The sequence below is a fragment of the Comamonas sediminis genome, from assembly GCF_041107495.1.
In the GTDB taxonomy this organism is placed as follows: domain Bacteria; phylum Pseudomonadota; class Gammaproteobacteria; order Burkholderiales; family Burkholderiaceae_C; genus Comamonas; species Comamonas sediminis.
Map to the genome: position 1 here is coordinate 166,552 of NZ_JBGBDC010000009.1, position 19,763 is coordinate 186,314.

General features: G+C 63.3%; 19 protein-coding genes. 13 read left to right on the forward strand and 6 right to left on the reverse strand.

The genetic code is table 11. The features are described 5' to 3' along the window. Positions 1-105: 105 nt before the first annotated feature. Together speD and gph are read right to left on the reverse strand one after the other, a co-directional pair. Positions 106-516, reverse strand: coding sequence for an adenosylmethionine decarboxylase (gene speD, locus AB7A72_RS19905; protein WP_369460918.1), 411 nt, complete (start codon positions 514-516; stop codon positions 106-108). 11 nt (positions 517-527) lie between these two features. Then, on the reverse strand, positions 528-1,238 hold the full coding sequence (gene gph / locus AB7A72_RS19910) for a phosphoglycolate phosphatase (protein ID WP_369460919.1): 711 nt from the start codon (positions 1,236-1,238) through the stop codon (positions 528-530). Between the two features lie 137 nt (positions 1,239-1,375). On the opposite strand from gph, the gene AB7A72_RS19915 reads away from it, so the two are divergent. The 6 genes from AB7A72_RS19915 to AB7A72_RS19940 all read left to right on the forward strand — a co-directional run bounded on the left by AB7A72_RS19915 (position 1,376) and on the right by AB7A72_RS19940 (position 8,610). Continuing rightward, entirely contained in the window at positions 1,376-1,972 is a 597-nt protein-coding gene (locus tag AB7A72_RS19915) for a GspH/FimT family pseudopilin (RefSeq protein WP_369460920.1), read from the forward strand. 65 nt (positions 1,973-2,037) lie between these two features. Beyond that, positions 2,038-2,667, forward strand: coding sequence for a type IV pilus modification protein PilV (pilV, locus tag AB7A72_RS19920; RefSeq protein ID WP_239810485.1), 630 nt, complete (start codon positions 2,038-2,040; stop codon positions 2,665-2,667). A 31-nt stretch (positions 2,668-2,698) separates the two neighbouring features. Then, a complete protein-coding gene (locus AB7A72_RS19925; RefSeq protein ID WP_369460921.1) occupies positions 2,699-3,646 on the forward strand; it encodes a PilW family protein in 948 nt (315 codons plus the stop codon). A 21-nt stretch (positions 3,647-3,667) separates the two neighbouring features. After that, entirely contained in the window at positions 3,668-4,465 is a 798-nt protein-coding gene (locus AB7A72_RS19930) for a pilus assembly PilX family protein (RefSeq protein WP_239810484.1), read from the forward strand. 98 nt (positions 4,466-4,563) lie between these two features. Then, entirely contained in the window at positions 4,564-8,175 is a 3,612-nt protein-coding gene (locus tag AB7A72_RS19935; protein ID WP_369460922.1) for a pilus assembly protein, read from the forward strand. 12 nt (positions 8,176-8,187) lie between these two features. Further along, positions 8,188-8,610, forward strand: coding sequence for a type IV pilin protein (locus AB7A72_RS19940; RefSeq protein WP_407065003.1), 423 nt, complete (start codon positions 8,188-8,190; stop codon positions 8,608-8,610). A gap of 93 nt (positions 8,611-8,703) precedes the next feature. On the opposite strand, the gene rpe is transcribed toward AB7A72_RS19940, so the two are convergent. Then, positions 8,704-9,384 carry a ribulose-phosphate 3-epimerase gene (gene rpe / locus AB7A72_RS19945; protein ID WP_313333667.1) on the reverse strand — a complete coding sequence of 227 codons (681 nt, stop codon included), beginning with the start codon at positions 9,382-9,384 and terminating at the stop codon, positions 8,704-8,706. Positions 9,385-9,434: 50 nt separating this feature from the next. On the opposite strand from rpe, the gene apaG reads away from it, so the two are divergent. The 6 genes from apaG (at position 9,435) to AB7A72_RS19975 (ending at position 14,428) form a co-directional block, all read left to right on the forward strand. Beyond that, entirely contained in the window at positions 9,435-9,845 is a 411-nt protein-coding gene (apaG, locus tag AB7A72_RS19950) for a Co2+/Mg2+ efflux protein ApaG (protein ID WP_239810481.1), read from the forward strand. Further along, entirely contained in the window at positions 9,845-11,938 is a 2,094-nt protein-coding gene (locus tag AB7A72_RS19955; protein ID WP_369460924.1) for a site-specific recombinase, read from the forward strand. Before apaG ends, AB7A72_RS19955 begins: the two co-directional genes overlap by 1 nt. Position 11,939: 1 nt before the next feature. After that, complete coding sequence (gene thiL, locus AB7A72_RS19960) at positions 11,940-12,923, forward strand: thiamine-phosphate kinase (RefSeq protein WP_312459641.1); 984 nt, start codon at positions 11,940-11,942, stop codon at positions 12,921-12,923. Positions 12,924-13,061: 138 nt separating this feature from the next. Further along, a complete protein-coding gene (locus tag AB7A72_RS19965; RefSeq protein ID WP_230778748.1) occupies positions 13,062-13,535 on the forward strand; it encodes a phosphatidylglycerophosphatase A family protein in 474 nt (157 codons plus the stop codon). Continuing rightward, positions 13,532-14,059 (forward strand): CinA family protein, encoded by a 528-nt coding sequence (locus tag AB7A72_RS19970; RefSeq protein WP_369460925.1) that lies wholly within the window; start codon positions 13,532-13,534, stop codon positions 14,057-14,059. Before AB7A72_RS19965 ends, AB7A72_RS19970 begins: the two co-directional genes overlap by 4 nt. A 132-nt stretch (positions 14,060-14,191) precedes the next feature. Next, positions 14,192-14,428 carry a glycine zipper domain-containing protein gene (locus tag AB7A72_RS19975; RefSeq protein WP_027010612.1) on the forward strand — a complete coding sequence of 79 codons (237 nt, stop codon included), beginning with the start codon at positions 14,192-14,194 and terminating at the stop codon, positions 14,426-14,428. A 52-nt stretch (positions 14,429-14,480) separates the two neighbouring features. Here AB7A72_RS19975 and AB7A72_RS19980 read toward each other — a convergent pair whose 3' ends face one another. From AB7A72_RS19980 to AB7A72_RS19990, 3 genes are all read right to left on the reverse strand, one after another. After that, positions 14,481-15,569: a zinc ribbon domain-containing protein gene (locus AB7A72_RS19980; RefSeq protein ID WP_369460965.1), complete on the reverse strand. Its 1,089-nt coding sequence runs from the start codon at positions 15,567-15,569 to the stop codon at positions 14,481-14,483. 164 nt (positions 15,570-15,733) lie between these two features. After that, entirely contained in the window at positions 15,734-16,831 is a 1,098-nt protein-coding gene (locus AB7A72_RS19985; protein WP_230778516.1) for an SPFH and helix-turn-helix domain-containing protein, read from the reverse strand. A gap of 138 nt (positions 16,832-16,969) precedes the next feature. After that, positions 16,970-17,779 carry a UPF0149 family protein gene (locus tag AB7A72_RS19990; RefSeq protein ID WP_239810477.1) on the reverse strand — a complete coding sequence of 270 codons (810 nt, stop codon included), beginning with the start codon at positions 17,777-17,779 and terminating at the stop codon, positions 16,970-16,972. 215 nt (positions 17,780-17,994) lie between these two features. Between AB7A72_RS19990 and AB7A72_RS19995 the strand changes: the two genes are divergently transcribed. Beyond that, the gene (locus AB7A72_RS19995; protein ID WP_312459656.1) at positions 17,995-19,716 is read left to right on the forward strand and encodes an FMN-binding glutamate synthase family protein; all 1,722 of its coding nucleotides are present in this window, start codon (positions 17,995-17,997) and stop codon (positions 19,714-19,716) included. The last annotated feature ends 47 nt before the right edge of the window (positions 19,717-19,763 follow it).

Sequence of the window (19,763 nt, forward strand, 5' to 3'; positions counted from 1 at the left end):
CCCCGGTCGGAACGACCTGTAATGACTGCGTGATGGATGAACATGGCGCCTAGTGTAGCAAACGAAACCACAAACGACGGTGTAAAAACCAGAAAACCGGGGATTTCAGCGCGGCAAGCCCGCCGCCGTCCCCTGCCCGGTCTGCAGACTGCCCCGCTGCAGCCGCTGGTGCTGGCAGCGCCTGGGCTGCAAAGCGCCCACCAAGGTATCGACGACCTGCTGCGCCTTGGCCGAGTTGTCGTCCGAGAAGTTGCAGACGTAGACATCGAGCGTGACATGGCCCAGCTCCGGCCAGGTGTGGATCGCCACATGCGACTCGGCCAGCAAAACCACGCCGGTCACACCACCGGGCAGGCCGTTGTGGCCGGGAAACGGCACCCAGCTGTCATGCATGCGCGTCAGCCCCGCATCGGCCACCGCCTGGTTGCACAGCGCAGCGAGCGCCTGCGCATCGACCAGCCAGGCCGCTGGGCACTGGCAGTCATACAGGTCGGCGGTCAGGTGCAGTCCGTCCACAGAAAACAGCCTCAGGCCTGCAGCTCGCTGAGCGCATCGACATAGCCGGCCGCTGCCACCTGGCGGATCGGCTGGCCGTGGTTGTAGCCATAGCTGACCAGTACCACCGGGCAGCCGGCGTTGTGCGCCGCCTCGGCATCGTTGCTGCTGTCGCCCACCATCAAGGTCTGGGCCGGCTTGCTGCCCAGCGCCTCGCAGGTCTTGAGCAGCGGCAGCGGATCGGGCTTCTTGCGCTCGAACGAGTCACCGCCAAACACATGGTCAAAATAGTCGCGCAGCCCCTTGGCGCGCAGCAGCGGCTCGGCAAACGACAGCGGCTTGTTGGTCAGGCACGCCATCTTCAGCCCCTTGGAGCGCCATTGCGCCAGCCCCTTCTCCACCCCGTCATACACGCGGGAGAAGCGGCCATTGATCGCCAGGTAGTGGTGCTGGTAGCGCTCCCAGGCCTGCGCATAGCGGTTGTCGATCTCGGTGGCCGGCACCGGCTGGCCGCTTGCTTGATGCACCTGTGCCAGCACATGGGTCAGCACCGCGCGCAGCAGATGCTCCGACCCCTTGCCCACCATCGGCTCGATGGTCTGCACATCGATCGCCGGCAGCTGCAGATCCGCCAGCATGCGGTTGAGCGCCTCGGCAAAGTCCCCCATGGTGTCGACCATGGTGCCGTCCAGGTCGACGATGACGGCTTCGCAGCGCTGCAGGGTTTTGTTTACATCAGTCATGACACATTCTTTCAGGCCCAGCCGGCGATTGTGCCGCAGATCCCGATCAGCTGATGCCGCGTTGAATGCGGTCCGCCGCTTGTCGCACGCGGATAGCCACTTGTCGTCCCGCCTCCCTTATTTGCAAAGTATTACTTATGATTCATTTCATGAATTATGGGCATTCGTCACTGCAGCGGCGGGCATCTGGCTTTACCGCGATAGAGCTTTTGGTGGTCATTGCCATCGTGGCGGTTCTCGCTTCGCTGGCAGCACCCAGCTTCAAGGGCTTGATGGAGCGCTGGCGGGTACGCAGCGCTGTGGAAGATCTGCAATCCACGCTCTACTTCGCACGCTCTGAAGCCATTCGGCGTGCAGGGGATGTCGTCATCGTCAAAAAGGCCAATGGCAGTGACTGCACGGCTGCGAGTGCTGATGCGCAATGGGGCTGCGGCTGGCTGGTATTTCCGGATGTCAATCGCGACGGCTCACAAAGCGGTGATGCCGAAACGACGCTCCGGCAGACCAATGCATCTCCCCGCACGGAGATTGAAGTGAGTGCTGCGGGCACCACGATGACCGGCAAGATCCGTGTAGATCGGTGGGGGAGTTTCAGCAATAACGGCGCATCTGCGCTCACTTTTCGCGCTTGGCCGCAAGGTTCGAGCAGCAGCAATTCCGCAGCCCAGACCCTATGCATCCAGGCCGGCGGCTTGATCAGGCGGTTGAACTCAGGGACTGCAAGCTGCTCCTGACCCTGCTTTTCCAACCTCGCTCAGCGCATGCAGCGCTTGCGAGCTCAGACACAGAAAGAAGTCCTATGCGCCGGTTGACGAGAATCTCTGCCGCACCCCGCCGCCAACGCGGCATCAGCTTGCTGGAATCGCTGATTGCCCTCGTGGTTGCCGCGCTGGGCATTCTGGGCATCGTGGGCGTGCAGTTGCGCACCCTCAGCGACACGCAGACCAGCGTGCGCCGAGAGCAGGCGATCCGGCTCATTGAGGACCTGAGTGAGCGTATGAAGGTCAATCCCAATGCGATGGCCAACATGAGCAGCTATATCAGCGATTGGGACGATACACCTACCCCCAGCAAAATATGCAGCAACGTTGTTTGCACGGGTGCGGAGCTTGCCGTCTACGATGTATCGCAATGGAAAGCTTTCGTCAGCAGAGCATTGCCGCTGGGGGATGCGAACCTCTTCACGTCTGCAGGCGAAGACGTCGCCGCCAACCGCCGTCAGTTAGGCGTGATGATCCGCTGGCGCGAAAACGAGAGAAAAGGCGCCGACAGTGACTACCGTTCGGCCATCAACGCCGCTGCCGACAGTGGAGCTACTGTTACCTGCGCAGAAGGCTATACCTGCCATCTGCAGTACATCCCCGTCAGCGCCCGCTGCGCGCCCTATAAGGGCACCAGCACAGCTCGTTATTTCTGCCCAGGTACCTGATATGCCTCACAAAACACCTCATGGTTTGCAGATGACGCCCGCAGCCAGCGCCTCTTTCATCGCAACGCGCAGCAAACAAAGCGGCCTCACGCTGGTGGAGCTGATGGTAGGCGTGGCCATTGGGCTGATGGTTGTGGCGGTAGCGGGAGGCGCGCTGATGGTGTCTCGTGGCACTTCGGGCACGGTCAGCGACGCCAGTGCGCTGCAGCAGCAGGCTGGCTATGCCTTTCGCGTGATCGGTCAGCAGCTGCGGCAATCGGGCTCGCTGTATCTCAACCTCAATGCCTCCAAAAATACCAGCACGGACATTGACCGGTATGCGTTGCCAGTGGCTTTCGAGGCCAAGGCCACTTCTTCCACTGCAGGAAGGGCTTTTTCCCCGGCGACCGACACCATCAGCGGTACAAACACCACGCTCAACCTGGGGTACCGGCGTTACAAGGAGCCAGTCTATCCCGTCAACGACACGTCCCCCGCTACGCAGTCGCTGTCACGCGATTGCCAAGGCGGTCCGCAAGACTCGGACACCGCCGACAACAACAGCTTCATGCGCATTTCCAGCGCGTTTGCACTCAACGCCAACAATCTGGTCTGCACCGGCACCACCGGTACGACCCAACCAGTGATTGGCAATGTGGCCAACTTCCGTGTTCGGTATTTGCGAATGACCGATACCGCCAGCGGCGCTCCCAAGATCCAGTATGTCAATGCTGCCGCCGTAGGCACCAACTGGGGGCAGGTCACCGGGGTGGAAGTCTGTCTTGTTCTGTATGGCAACGAACCCATGAACCTGCCCTCGGGCAACGGCAGCGCCACCTATACCGACTGTGATGGAACCACCTCGGTGGACTACACCAGCGCCTCCTCCACTGACATGAGCGGCAGCGCCATTGGAGCGGCCCGTGCCCAACGCATGCACATGGTGTTTCGCAGTGTCTACCAATTGCGCAGCCAGGGGCTGATTGGCAATGTGCTGTAACCCGAACCAAGAGCCCTAAACATGCAAGGCAGATTCTTCATTCGCGACCAACGCCCACCGCTCCGCCAGCAACGCGGCGTGGCCCTGTTCGTCGTCATCATCTTTGTCATGCTGTCGATGCTGCTGGCCCTGTGGTCGGCACGCACCTCCCTGTTTGGAGAAATGATGGTCAGCAATGATGCGGATTACCAGCGCGCCTTCGAGGCCGGACAAGCGCTGCTGCAGGACGCGGAGCTGGACATCCGCAATGAAAATGCCGACGGCTCCGTGTGCAGTGGTACGGGTGATGTCTGCCGCCAAAGCACCGCAGACCAGATTCCATTGGAGGCGCCGTCGGTGGGCAAGCTGCTGGCCACGCTGGACAGCCAAGCCTACAAATGCCGCAATGGCCTGTGCACCAAACGCCAAGGCAACCAGGATTTTTGGAACAACACGGATGCAAGCCGTGGCGTCACCCTGGCACAGATGACCAGCACCCCCACGGGCGGCGCACCCATTGGTGCGCGCTATGGCCAATACACCGGCGCCAAGCTGGGCAATGCCAGCAACCCGGCCAATCCCATCCTCGCAGACCGCAGTGCTGCCAACCGCGGTGGCTGGTACTGGATCGAGGTGCTGCCTTATGACGAGAGCAGCAAGAACTCGAATTTGATCGTCGCCGAAGACAGTGCCGGCAACAGCATGGTGGCCAATAACTTTTTGGCGCTCAATATGATCCCGAATGTCGTCTATCGCATCACCAGCCTGGCTTATGGGCGAAAGCCCAATACGCAGGTGGTCCTGCAGCAGACCTATGCACGCCAGCGGCTCAAGGACTGAGCTCACCACTCTGGATCTTCAACGCTTTGACAGCAGGACGCTGGCCTGATGGCCATGCTGGCTGAAACCAACTATTCGCACTACCGACAGGAGGCGCTGTGGCTTACAACAACACCCCCCAATTCCGCAAACATCTGCTGGCCTTGGCCGCATGCGCTGCACTGGCACCACACAGCAGCTGGGCCCTGGAGCTGGCCAGCGGGCCGCCTGGAACCAAGGAGCCTTATGTGGCTCCCAATATCATCATCTCTATCGATGATTCGGGCAGTATGCAGTACCGGCTGGATCGGGAAAACCAAACGGGAGCCAGCAATACGCAGGTGCCCAATGCCGATGGCTCCTGGCCCGTGTCTGCACGGCGTATCAATGTGCTGAAGTACGCACTCATCGGTAACGGCGGCAGCGGTGGCGTGTTGCGCGATACGTCCCTGCTGCCTGACGGCAAGGTGCGCATGTCCTGGCAGGCCATGTGGAACAACGGCAATGCATCTGGCGCCGACAGTGTCGACAGCACCACGATGAAGACCAATTCGATGCGCGTGCTGAACACCAGCCACCGCGACAACCTGATCAGCTTTATCAATGGACTGAGCGCCGTGAACGGCACGCCATCGCACAAGATGTTCTCGCAGGCCGATGGCTACATGCGGCGACCTCTATCGACCAACAGCCCCTGGGCGTCGGTGCCTGGCACGACGGGATCGCCTTACCTGGCCTGCCGCCGCAGCTACCACATCATCATGACGGACGGACGCTGGAACAGTACCGCCACCAAACCTGCCCAAACGGACAACACGACCAACCTGACCTTGCCGGACGGCACGGTCTACGGCGGCACCACAGCCGCCGACCGCGCCAAGAGTGCTTTGTACCGTGATGCATTTGACTATACGCTGGCGGACTGGGCCTTCTACAGCTGGGCAGTGCCACCGCATACCACGGGCTGGACGGGCACCATGCAGCCCACTTCCGACTACCGCAAAGCGCCCGCCACCGAGACGTTCACCAATGGCAGCACCACCGCCACCTTGGACCGTTATTGGAACCCCCGCTACAACCCTGCCACCTGGCCGCACATGGTGACCTACACCATTGGCTTCAGTGCGCTGTCCTACACCTGGAAGCAGACCTACAACGAGGCCAAGTACAACATCAGCGCTTCGTCCAGCATGGTGCCTTTTGGCTATGACGGCAGCTTCCCCGACCTGGTCAATGGCACCAAGACCTGGCCCGATATGAATAGCGGCGGGGAAGAAGTCCGCGCACTGGATCTGTGGCACTCGGCCATCAACGGCCGGGGCCGCTTCTACGCGGTGCAAAAAGGTGAAGACCTGGAGAAGGCCTTCCGCGAAATCTTTGGCCAAATCAACACGCAGACCGATGCCGATCTGACCTCGTCTGTCAGCAGCGGCTCAAACGCGGCGCGCTACGACGTGGCCACCTTCACAGCAGGCTACCAGCCCGATTCCAGCTGGAAGGGCTATGTGGCGGCCCGAACGGTGAGCAAGAGCGGCACCAGCACACCAGCCTGGGAAAACAAAACGACCGCCGACCTGCTCGATGCGTTGACCGGCGTGACGAACCGCTTGATTCTGGGGTGGAGTGACCAGTGGGTCACCAAGACCAGCACGACATCGGGTGACAAGGGCGGTGTCCAGTTCAAGTGGGCCAGCGACCAGACCTACCTGAGCACCGCACAGAAAGCCAAGATCGGGCTGGCCAGTGCCACGCCCATCGCCACCAGCGGTGAGAGCATTGTGAACTTCATCCGAGGTGATCGCACCTTGGAAGGCTCGGACACCACCGGCTACACCACCGCCAAGCCATTCCGCGAGCGCAAGAGCCGCCAGGGCGATATCATCAACTCCGGCGTCTGGTACACCGGCGCCCCCTCAGGCACCTATGCGCTGCAAGGCTACAGCAGCTTTGTGCAAGCGCAGAAAGACCGCGTCCCCATGGTGTATGTCGGCGGCAATGATGGCATGCTGCATGGCTTCTCCGCGACCGATGGCTCGGAGAAGCTGGCGTACATCCCCAATGGCGCTTTGACATCGCTCAAGAACCTGGCGAGCTCGGGCTATACCCACCAGTACTTTGTCGATGGCTCACCGATGACGGGTGATGTGGAGCTCGGAGGCGTCAGGGAAACCACGCCCGGCAACCAGGCTTACATTGCAGACTGGCGCACCCTGCTGGTGGGCACGATGGGGGCCGGCGGCAAAGGCTACTTTGTGCTGGATGTGACCAATCCCGCAGCCGGCAGCACCTCCAGCGCTCCCAGCTTTACGGCAGCCAATGCCAACACCCTGGTACGCCTGGACCGTACCCGTGGCGTGGCTGACCCTCTGGATTGCACCGCGCTGACCGGAGCGCAACGCACTGCCTGCATTGCCACCGCAGAAGAGGACCGCGACATTGGCCACATCACGGCCAAGCCAGTGATGGATGAAACGGACTTCCTGCGCACCACACAAATCACCCGCATGAACAACGGCCGCTGGGCAGCGGTAATGGGCAATGGCTACAACAGCACCAACCAGAGCCCGGTGCTGCTGATCCAGTACCTGGACAAGGGCCAGGAGCTGGTTCGCATTCCAGTGACAACCGCCACCGCCGGCACCGGCAATGCCAATGACAACGGCCTGTCAGCGCCGCGCTTGATCGACCTGAACGGCGATGGACGCATCGACATCGCCTATGCGGGCGACAACCTTGGCAATATCTGGAAATTCGACCTGACCAGCGATGTTGCCAGCGAATGGAACGTGGCCTTCAGCGGCTCTCCGCTGTTCACCGCGCGTGGTCCCTCGGCCCTCAGTTCCTCCGCCCGCACCAATGTCCAGCCGATCACGGTGGCACCCACGGCGCGCGCCAATGACCGGGTCAAGGAGGTGACCCAGTCCGATGGCACAAAGAAAACCGTACCTGTGGGCGGCATGATGGTCGCCTTTGGCACCGGCCGCAATGTCAGCCGCAATGACCCCAGCGATGTGCTGGTACAAAGCATCTATTCTGTGCTGGACAACACGCGCTACCGGGTGAGAAAAACGGAAGGATCCAGCCAATGGTTGGAAGTGCATCCCGGCAAGCCCTGCACGTCCTCTGCGCCTGCGGAATGTCTGGCAGTGCCGGCACCCGCTGCCTTGGGTACGGGCGTGACCACTGCAGGGCTGGCCAAACGGTCAATCGCCGAGCTCAACATCGCCGGAGGCGTGGGCGGCCGCGTGGACGAAGTGGACACGCTCGACAAGACCACCTGGGGCACCACCTACAACGGCTGGTACATGGACCTTCCGGCAGTGGGCGAGCGCGCGCTGAAGAACCTGGAGCTCTATGACAACACCAATATCCTGCTTGCCTATACCCAGGTCCCTGCGAAGGGACAGGATGTCGATGTCAACCGGGAGAGCTGTGACTCCACGTCGGTCGATAGTGAGCGCCAGTACCGTACGATGGTCAACATCATGGATGGCAAAAAGCCCAGCATCCAGCTGATCAACCTGGGCAGCAATACCTCGTTCAGTGCCTCGGACAACGGCAATGCGTCCCGTGCGCAGGTGGACAAGGGCTCGCACTCGCAGGTCGCCGCATCGGAGACGCAGATGCTCGATATCAGTACCTGTACCGGTGACCGCTGCATCAACAATATGGAGGCACTGCTGCGCATGCCTGAACAAACCTTGCGCCCCACCTGGCGCCAGCTGCAGTAAGAAGGAACAGCAATGAATCCAAGAACCGTGACGAAGCAACGCGGCTTCACACTGATCGAGTTGATGATCGTGGTCGCCGTGGTGGGCATCCTGACGGCGATCGCGCTGCCCAGCTATAACGAGTACATCCGGCGTGGTCACCGCGCCGACGCGCGTGCCACGCTGCTGCAGGCGGCGCAGTGGATGGAGCGTGCGGCAACTGCCAACGGTACCTACCCAACGAGTTTGCCTACCAGCATGAGCACCATGCCTTCGGGACGCTATGCAATCAGCCTGAACTCCAATGGCTCAACCTTCACATTGACGGCGACCGCTCAAAACGCGCAAGCGAACGACAAGTGCGGCAACTACACGTTGACGAACACCGGTCTGCAGGGCGCCAACGGTAAAGCCGAAGGTGCATCGGGTTACGACAGCAGCTGCTGGAGCAAATAAGCGCGCGCGAGACTTCGGCGAGCCCCGCAACAAAAAAGGCTCCGGCAACCCATTGCCGGAGCCTTTTTATCGCCCATCCTCAGGGCAAAACCATCACCCCAGTGCCACCCGCATCTGGTCGATCACTGCCTTGTAGTCGGGCTTGCCAAAAATCGCGCTGCCAGCCACAAAGGTGTCGGCCCCTGCATCCGCCACGCGGCGGATATTGGTTTCCTTGATGCCGCCGTCGACTTCCAGGCGGATGTCCTTGCCGCTGGCGTCGATACGCTTGCGGGTGGCTTCGATCTTGCGCAGGGTCGAGTCGATGAAGCTCTGGCCGCCAAAACCGGGGTTGACGCTCATCAGCAGAATCAGGTCGATGTCCTCGATCACCCAGTCCAGCACGTCCAGCGGCATCGCGGGATTGAATACCAGACCGGCCTTGCAGCCCTGTGACTTGATGGCCTGGATGCTGCGGTGCACGTGGGCCGAAGCATCGGGGTGGAAGCTGATATAGTCGGCGCCTGCCTGCGCAAAGGCGGCGGCCAGCTCGTCCACCGGCTGCACCATCAGGTGCACGTCGATCGGCGCCGGCGTGCCGTCAGCCCGGATCGCGTGGGGCTTCAAGGCGGCGCAGACCATGGGGCCGAAGGTCAGATTGGGGACATAGTGGTTGTCCATGACGTCAAAATGTATCCAGTCCGCGCCAGCGGCCAGTACGTTGCGCACTTCATCGCCCAGGCGGGCAAAGTCTGCAGACAGGATCGAGGGGGCAATTCGGTAGGTGGAGCTCATCCCTCTATTGTCGCAGTTAGTATTTCTACCTGACTTCAATCCAGTTTCACATGCCAAAGTTCCAGTTTGAGGTGTCCGTGACACCGCAGTACCTGCCTGAGCAGTCCATGCCCGAGGCCGGCGTGTTTCACTTTATCTATAGCATCATCATCAGAAACAGTGGTGATGTGCCTGCGCAGCTGATTGCACGGCACTGGATCATCAAGGATGCGACTGGACTGGTCCAGGAGGTCAAGGGCCTGGGCGTGGTGGGCCACCAGCCGCTGCTCGCACCCGGCGAATCCTTTGAATACCAAAGCCAGTGCCGCCTGGCCACACCCCAGGGCAGCATGGAAGGCAGCTATCTGTGCATCAGCGACGAGGCACACACTTTTGACTGCCCGATCCCGCGCTTCACGCTCGATGCCACCCAGTACCCCGCCCAAGATGACGACCTGGCGCAAGGACGAGTGCTGCACTGATGTTTCGCAAGAAAAAGCAAGACCCGCTGGCACAGCTGCTGGTGGGTCTCAACCCCGATGCGCCACTGGCCGAGCGCAACCTCTGGATCATCGAGATCTTCGCCTGGATCCGCGGCCAGCAGAACTCGGTCGATGCAGCCATAGCCCGCGTCAGCCAGCTGCTGGACGCGATCGATGGCAATGCCGCACTGCGAGAGAAAGTACAGCGCTGGTGGGCCGTGCAGCTGCAGACCATCGACCTGACCGCGCTGCTGGCCGACTTTGGGTTTGCACCCCGCACCGCGTTCTTCAATGAGATGGCCGAGCGCCTGCGCTGGAAGCTGCTGCCCTCCACGCCGGAGACGATTGATGCGACCGTGCTGTTTTCGATGGCACTGCACACGCCTTTCGATGCGCAGTGGCTCAAGGCCATGGACAAGCCCTTGCTGGAGCGCATCGCCCAGTTGCTCTCGCCGGGCTTTGTGTCGCTGGAGGTGATGGTCGTCCCCACCCAGATCGCCCAAAGCGATGTGGACGCCGGCAGCATTGCCGGCCTGGAGCATTACGGCAACCGGCTCTCGCCGTGGCAGCACCTGGTGCTCAATGCGATCACCTATTGCGCCGGTCAGATTCTGGCAGCCGGCTTTGCGCCGGAGCTGCGCCTGCGCATGAGCGGCAGTGCCAAGAACACGCAGCCCTTCTACAGCCTCATCAGCGGTGTGGAAGAGCTGCGCCGCGCGATGCTGCACCCCAGCCCCAAGGCGGCGGAGGTGCTCGAAGCCGAAGAAACCGTGCGCCGCAGCCTCGATGAGTGCCGCGCAGCCGTCGCCTCGATCTACGAGCATTTTGAGGACAATGGCGTGTCCGTGGGCGTCGTGTTCCGGCTGCGCCAGCTGCGCATGCGCATCCTGCGCGTGCGCGAGCTGCTCGACTGCCTGCTGTCGGCCAACCCCAAGGTCATCACCGCCAAGCTGCTGGCCCACCTGGTGGCCGTCGGCCTGGAGCGGCAGAGCATCCGCGCGCTGATCTCGTCCAACTCGTCCTTGCTGGCCTCCAAGGTGGCCGAGCGCAGCGCCGAGACCGGTGAGCATTACATCACCCGCGACAAGCGCGAATACGCGCAGATGGCGCGCAAGGCGGCCGGAGGCGGCCTGGTGATGGCTTTCACCACCTTGATCAAGTTCTCGTTGCACGCGATTGCCATTTCCGCGTTCTGGGCGGGATTCCTGGCAGGCATCAACTACGCGATCAGCTTTGTGCTGATCCAGCTGCTGCACTTCACCGTCGCCACCAAGCAGCCAGCGATGACCGCGCCGGCGATGGCCGCCAAGCTCAAGGAATCGGGCGATACCGAGGCAGGCATTGCGTCGTTTGTCGACGAGGTCAGCTACCTGGTGCGCTCCCAGGTGGCCGCCGTGCTGGGCAATGTGTTCACCGTCTTCCCGATGGTGCTGCTGCTGACTTGGGGCTGGGCCCGCACCACCGGCGCGCCCTTTATCGACCAGCATGAGGCCGAGCAGACCTTGAAGTCGCTCAGCCTCTGGGGGCCTTCGGTGTTCTATGCGGCCTTCACCGGGGTGCTGCTGTTCTCCTCCAGCATCATCGCCGGCTGGACCGAGAACTGGTTCGTGCTGCACCACATGGACTCGGCCATCCGCTACAACCCGCGCATCACGCGCTTTCTGGGCAAGGCGCGGGCCGCGCGCTGGGCGGCTTTCATGCGTCGCAATATCTCCGGCTTTGCCTCGAACATTTCGTTGGGGTTCATGCTGGGCCTGATCCCCGTGGTGGCCCAGTTCTTTGGCCTGCCGCTCGATATCCGCCATGTCACCCTGGCTGCCGGCCAGATCGCCGCAGCCGCCACCAGCATGGGCCTGGGCGTGCTGCATTTCCACGGCTTCTGGCTTTGCGTGGCGGCGCTGCCGCTGCTGGGCGGCTTCAACATCCTGGTCAGCTTCTACCTCGCATTCCGCCTGGCCTTGCGCGCGCAAAACGTCAGCAATGTCGAGCGCTCGCACATCTACAAGGCGCTGATCAAGCGGGTGCTGACGCGGCCGCTGAGCTTTTTGCTGCCGCTGCGCCTGGGCCGCCACACCCCACCAGGAGAGCACTGACATGGCTCAGGGCGAGTTCGCGTTGATTGCGCAGTACTTCCAACGCCCGGTGCAGCGGGCCGTGCTTGGCGTCGGCGACGACTGCGCGCTGCTCGCGCCGCAGCCTGGCATGCAGCTGGCCATCTCCAGCGACATGCTGGTGCAGGGCCGCCACTTCTTTGCCGATGTGGACCCGCGCACGCTGGGCCACAAGGCGCTGGCCGTCAACCTCAGCGACCTGGCCGCCAGTGGCGCGCAGCCGCTGGCTTTTACGTTGGCGTTGGCCCTGCCCGCTGTCGATGCGCCCTGGCTGCAAGGCTTCTCGGAAGGCATGTTTGCCCTGGCCGATGCCCATGGCTGCGAGCTGGTCGGCGGCGACACCACCCAGGGCCCGCTGAACATCTGCATCACCGTGTTTGGCGAGGTGCCGGCCGGCCAGGCGCTGCTGCGCAGCGGCGCCCAGCCCGGCGATGACATCTACGTCAGCGGCCACCTGGGCGATGCCCGCCTGGCGCTCGAAGCCTTGCTGGGCCACGTGCAACTGCCGCCCGCCGCCTTGGCCGCTGCCCGCCAGCGGCTGGAGAGCCCCAGCCCGCGCGTCGGCCTGGGCATCGCGCTGCGCGGTATCGCCAGCAGCGCGCTGGACCTGAGCGATGGCCTGGTCGGCGACCTGGGCCATATCCTGCAAGCCAGTGGTGTGGGTGCGCAGCTGCAGGCAGACCGGGTTCTGGCGCGCATGGCGGCGATTGCGGGCGTGCAGGGCAGCGCCCTCAAGCTCCCCGCCGATCTTCAACTGCAGTGCTGCCTGGCGGGTGGCGATGACTACGAGCTGTGCTTTACCGCCGCCGCAGACCGGCGCGACGCCGTAGAACAAGCCAGCCTGGCCGCGCAAACCCCCGTGCAGCGCATTGGCCGCATCACCGCCGAACCAGGCCTGCGCGTGTGCGATGCGCAGGGTCAGGCCATGGCGCAGCGCTGGGCCTCGTTTGACCACTTCGCACCCTGAGCCAGCCAGGTCAGCCGCCCCTGCACAGCAGCGGCCTGCAGGCTTATGATGGCGGGCATGAGCGATACGCCCTTTACCCCTTCCGCGCCCGGCGCCGCCGACCGCAATGCGGCACCGCGACGCGCCCACTGGGCTTTCATGCTGCGCAACCCGCTGCACTGGATGGCGCTGGGCTTTGGCTCCGGCCTGAGCCCCATTGCACCGGGCACGGTGGGCACCCTCTGGGCCTGGGTCGCCTACCTGGTGCTGCAGCTGTGGCTGACACCAGCGGCCATTGGCTGGGTGATTGCAGCCTCCCTGGTGCTGGGCTGGTGGGCCTGCACGGCCACCGCACGCAACCTGGGCGTGGCCGATCCGGGCGCCATCGTCTGGGACGAGATCATCGCCTTCTGGCTCATTCTGTGGCTGGTCATGCCCACAGGCTTTTGGGGCCAGCTGACGGCCTTTGTGCTGTTCCGTTTCTTCGATGCCGTCAAACCCCAGCCGGTGCGCTGGGCGGACCGCTGCTTCAAAGGCTTTGGCTGGGGCGGCGGATGGGGCATCATCTGGGACGATCTGGTCGCCGCCTTCTGCACCTTGCTTGTCATCGCGATAGGGAGACATCTGCTATGAACGCCACCGCCGCCTTGCTGACCAGGGATGGGCTGCCCATCCCCGAAGCCGTCACCCAGTTGGCCCAGCACCTGGTCCAACGGGGCTGGATGATGGCCACTGCCGAAAGCTGCACCGGCGGCCTGATTGCCGGTGCCTGCACCGAGCGGCCCGGCTCCAGCCAATGGCTGGATTGCGGCTTTGTCACCTACTCCAACCGTGCCAAATCGGCGATGCTGGATGTGCCCGCTGCGCTGATTGCCGCCCACGGCGCGGTCAGCGAGCCGGTAGCCCGCGCCATGGCCCAGGGCGCGATTGCCCAGTCACAGGCGCAAGTCAGTGTGGCCGTTACGGGCGTGGCAGGCCCCGATGGCGGCAGCGCCAGCAAACCCGTGGGCACCGTCTGGTTTGGCTGGCAGGTCGCTGGCCAGCTGCACAGCGAAGTGCAGCGTTTTGATGGCGACCGCCACGCCATCCGCCAGGCCACCGTGCAGCATGCGCTGCGCCGCCTGCTGGATCTGGTGCAGGCCGCGTCGGCGCAGTAAGCGCCGTCCGACACCCAAACTTTGACTTCGCCGATGGGGTGGACGGCCGCTCTGCGCGACACTGCAAGCACAGCAATCCGGTTTGCAGCACTCTTCTGACTGACAGCCGATGCGAACAAGAGGAGAACTCAGATGAAACGACTTGCCATCACCACTGCTTCCATCGTTCTGGCGCTGAGCGGCCTGACCGCCTGCTCCAGCAACCCCACCAATGCCCAGATCGGTACCGGCGTCGGCGCCGTAGCCGGTGGTGTGTTGGGTGATGCCGTGTTCGGCTCTACGTTGGGCACCATTGGCGGTGCAGCAGCCGGTGCCTATTTTGGTAACCAGGTCGGCGACAACATGGACGGCAACCGCCGCCGCCGTTAAGCGCGCACCGGGCTGGGCCAAGCCCGGCCCCGCCCTGCAGTCATCGCTGGCTTTATGACTGCGAAAGCGACAGCAACAAGGCCAGCACCACGATGGCCGCTATTGCGGCCAGCATGATTTTTACCCAGCTATAGGGTTGCTCACCGGCCAACTGGCCGGTGTAGCCGTTGGCCAGAATCTGGTAGCTCTTGCTGCCATAGGTATAGCCCACCAGCCAGACGGGCACCAGCACATGCTTGAAGCTGCGGCCCTGGTACTGGCGCTGCACCTGCAGATTGCGGTAGGTGTCGCCCGGTACCTGGCGCGCGCACAGCGCCTGCACCTGCTGGTCCATATCCCCCTCGTTGATCGTCGCAGCCCGGTTCAGATCGACCTGGTAGCGCTCCACCGTCCAGCCGCGCACAAACTCGGGCGAATAGGGTTTCAGGTCGGTCCGGGTCGGAAAAGGTTCGACCTTCTGCAGCAGCCCCTGGTGCACCCCGACCGTGCCTGCCACCAGCTCATCGTCAAAGAAATGCTGCAGGCTGCCCGATGCCGGCTCCCAGCGCACATGGCGTACCTGGCGCGTGCTGATGTTGCCATTGGCATCGCGGTACTGCTCGGTCGTGTAGTAGTAAAAACCGGCATCGGCCCGCCACTGGGCCTGCACATGGGCATCAAAGGTCCAGTACGGCAGGTAGATGCCTTTGAGCGTATCGGTCAGCGCCGCGTTCTTGAACTTGTTGGGCGCAAACCAGCGGCTGCCATACCATTTGCGGATCAGGTCGCGCACCTGCCCGTCGCTGATCTTGAACGGCAGCAGGCTCTGCGGCGTGATCGCATCATTGCGCTCTTCATGCGCCTGGATCGCAGGGGACCCACAAAAGTCGCAGCGTGATGCCACCCGCCCATCGACAAACACCGAAATCGCCCGGCAGTTCTGGCACTGGTACTCGCGCCGCGCCTCGCCCCAGCCGCGCCCGCTGGCGGGATGGGCCAGTGCTGCAGCCAGGTCCTGCTCGACGATTTCGCCATCCAGCTGTTTTTGCTGGTCGTCCGTCCAGGGCACCACCGTGCCGCAGTACGGGCATTTGAGCGACTGGGCCTTGGCATTCCATTCCAGATTACCGCCGCATTCGGGGCAGACATGCTTGGCCACCATCGAGGTCGGCGGAGGCGCAAAGGGATCGGGGGCAGGCGTCGGTGAATTCACGGTCCAACTCAGCGTTGGCGCAGAGCAGGTCTGCGCCACGGGTTCTCAAAATGGGGACACACATACGCGCATGCACCGGCCAAGGCGGCGGGGCATGCACGAGCAGCGCAGATTTATCCGCGCAGGAATTCGTTCAGCGATTCCTGCGAGATGCGCCAGGCGCTGCCGATCTTGCGGCCCTTGAGCGCGCCCGATTCCAGCTCGGCCACGACGTCCTGCACCGTCACGCCCAGCGCCTGCGCGGCCTGCTCGGGGGTCAGCACCTGCACGCCGCCTGCAGCCGGGGCCGCCGGCGCGGCTTGCGCTGCCTGTGCTGCCGCTGGCGAGAATGGGTCGGCTGCAGCTGCACCCGACGGCTGCTGCATGCCCTTCATCATCTCCTGCGCCATGCCAAAGCCCATCGCCATCGTCGCCGGGATCGTGGCCGCTGCCGCACCTTCGCCGCCATTGGCCATCGCCTGGCCCATCTGGTACTTCACATAGTCGTTGAGGTTGCCGATCGCGCTCATCGACGAGCGCTTGTCGATCGCCTGCTCCACCTCCGGCGGCACCGAGACGTTTTCCAGCAGGAAGCTGGTAATCTCCAGGCCGTACTTTTCAGTCACGGCCGGGTTGATCAGCTGCAGCAGCGCATCGCCCATCTCGGTGTAGCGCTGGGCCACATCGAGCACCGGCACCTGGGCCTTGGCCAGCGCTTCGCTGAAGATGCTGACAATGCGCGAGCGCATCGTGTCGGCAAACTCGTCGAGGCGGAAGTTCTGGTCCGTGCCCGCCACTTCCTTGAGGAACTTGGCCGGCTGCACGATGCGGAAGTCATAGGTGCCGAAGGCGCGCAGGCGCACGACGCCAAAGTCTTTGTCACGCATCATCACCGGGTTGGAGGTGCCCCACTTGTTGCCGGTAAAGAGGCGCGTGTTGATGTAGTACACATCGCACTTGAACGGCGAGTTGAAGCCGTATTTCCAGCCGCGCAGGGTCGACAGAATCGGGATGTTCTGCGTCGTCAGCTGGTGGCGGCCGGGGCCGAACAGGTCGGCGAACTGGCCTTCGGAGACAAACTGCACCTGCTGCGATTCGCGCACGATCAGTTGGGCGCCGTTCTTGATTTCCTTGTCCTCATCGGGCCAGCGGTACGACAAGGTATCGCGCGAGTCATCGGTCCACTCGATGATCTCGATCAGTTGCTTGGTGATGATGTTCATGAGGTTCATCGGTGATCCTTGGCCAAAAGAGATGAAAACCAGGCCATTCTAGAGCCACTGCCCGCGTGGAGCGATGACGATCTGCGGCCGGATGGCAAAACAGCCGCAAAAGCGGCTGTTGTCAGAGACTTGTTTTACATCTGGCGGTCAGGCACCGCAGCACTTCTTGTACTTCTTGCCGCTGCCGCAGGAGCAGGGGTCGTTGCGGCCGGGCACTTCGCCCTTGACGATGGTGGCCTGGCGCGGGCCCATGCTCTTCCAGATCTGGCGCAGGTCATACACCGCCCAGATCGCCTCGCCAAAGGTCTCCACGCGCTCCTGGCTGGTGCTGGCGGGGCCGTTTTCGTCATACATGCAGACGGTGGGCGTGCCGGTGTCGTCCTCGGTCAGCGCCACCACCGATTCCAGCGCATCGTTCAGCCAGCGGGCGGCTTCCTTGTCGCGTGGTGCGGCCCACTCGTCGGCCCAGTTTTCGACGACGAACATGAAGCCCAGCGCCCAGACCTGGCCAAAGGATGGAATCTCCTGGCCGTCCAGTTCCTGGCGCTCTTCCTCGGGCAGGCTGGCAATCGCGCCGCGCATGTCCATCGCATCGGGCTGGAAGGTGTCGTCATCTTCCAGGCTCTTCACATCGGCGTCGAGCTGGGCGCTCACCTCGTTCCAGCGGATCTGCCACAGCTCCAGAAAGCGGTCTTGCTGGGCCCGGTCCTTGAAGGCCGGCAGCTGCGGCAGTTGGCCGTCGGCATCGCGCTCGATCAGCTCGCCATCACCCACCAGCATCGGCAGGTACTCCTCGACCGGCACCGCGCGGCGCGTGCAGACCAGCGCGGTGAGTGCGCCGTCCGCAAACTCCCACTGCGGAATCTCTTCGGCGCGTGTGCGCATGTCTTCCAGGATCTGGTCGATCTCGGTCAACTGGTCGTCATTCAATCCATCGGGGATCTGGGGCTGGGTCATCGGAGCTCTCTCAATAGGGGGCCGCGCAGCTCAAAGCCCTGCGTGCTTGCAATGCCACCGGTGCGCCCTATGATGGGGCTGGTTTTGTAACAACATTGCAATGGCAGACGGCCGCTGCGCCAGGCAGGGCCTGCAGTGTAGCGCCACCACGGCGCCTGTGCTGCAGCCCGGGATTTGCGCGCCGGCCCGGCCGGCCTGACCTGCACCGACTCCCGATGAACCAGCTCCACAAGATTTTTCCCGTCCGCTACACCGTCATGGTGCTGTGCATACTGTTGCTGCTGGCCGGCATCATTGCGCTGGCACTGCAGGGCAGCCCCTGGTGGTGGCTGGCCGTGCTGGCCGGCGCCGCGCTCACGCTGCTGGGTCTGCGCGACCGCCGCCAGACGCGCCACGCCATCCTGCGCAACTACCCGGTCATCGGCCATATGCGCTTTTTCCTGGAATTCATCCGCCCGGAAATGCGCCAGTACTTCATCGAAAGCGACACCGAAGCGCTGCCCTTCTCGCGCGCCCAGCGCTCGCTGGTCTACCAGCGTGCCAAGGGAGATCCGGACAACCGCCCTTTCGGCACCTTGATGGATGTGGGCGCACGCGGCTATGAATGGGTCAACCACTCGATGGCCCCCACACGGCTGGACGGCCATGATTTCCGCGTCTGGATTGGTGGCTCGCCCGATGCGCCATCGCAGTCGGTGGCGCCCTGCACCCAGCCCTACCATGCCAGCGTGTTCAACATCTCGGCGATGAGCTTTGGCGCGCTGTCGGCCAATGCCATCCTGGCGCTGAACAAGGGCGCGCAGATTGGCGGCTTTGCCCATGACACCGGCGAAGGCTCGATCAGCCAGCACCACCGCGTGCATGGTGGCGATCTGATCTGGGAAGTCGCCTCGGGCTATTTCGGCTGCCGCAACGATGACGGCAGCTTCAGCGAAGAGCGCTACATCGCCAACGCCACCCAGCCCCAGGTCAAGATGATCGAGCTCAAGCTCAGCCAGGGCGCCAAGCCCGGCCATGGCGGTGTGCTGCCCGGCGCCAAGGTCACCCCCGAGATCGCGGCGGCACGCGGCATACCGGTCGGTATCGACTGCATCTCGCCGGCCCGGCACAGCGCCTTCTCCACGCCCGAGGAGATGATGCATTTCATCGCCCGGCTGCGCACCCTCTCGGGCGGCAAGCCCACCGGGTTCAAGTTCTGCCTGGGCCACCCCTGGGAATGGTTTGCGATTGTCAAGGCCATGCTCAAGACCGGCATCACGCCGGACTTCATCGTCGTCGACGGTGCCGAAGGCGGCACCGGCGCAGCGCCGGTCGAGTTCACCGACCACGTCGGCGTGCCGCTGCAAGAAGGCCTGCTCCTGGTGCACAACACCTTGATCGGTGTGAACCTGCGCGACCGCATCAAGCTGGGCGCTGCCGGCAAGGTCATCACCGCCTTTGACATCACCCGCATGATGGCGCTGGGCGCCGACTGGTGCAATGCCGGCCGGGGCTTCATGATGGCGCTGGGCTGCATCCAGGCCCAGACCTGCCACACCGGCAACTGCCCCACCGGCGTGACCACGCAGGATGCCGTGCGCCAGCAGGCGCTCGTCGTGCCCGACAAGGCCACGCGTGTCGCACAGTTCCACAAAAGCACTTTGCATGCGCTGCAGGAGCTGGTGCAGGCCGCCGGCCTGCGCCACCCCTGCGAGCTCAATGCCCACCACATCGTGCGCCGCATCAGCGACACCGAGGTGCGCCTGCTGTCCAACCTGCTCTTGCAGGTGCGACCCGGCGCGCTGCTCGACGACCTGGCGCACCAGCATGACGTCTTCCGCACCTACTGGCCGCTGGCCAGCGCCGAGAGCTTCCAGCCGCTGGCGCAGCCCCATGTCAAACCGTCGGCGCCGGCCGACCACCACGACATGGTGCCCCAGGCGGCAGGCGGTCGCTGAACGGGCAGCGATAATGCAAGGTTTTCACTGTTGCTGGAGTGGCCGCT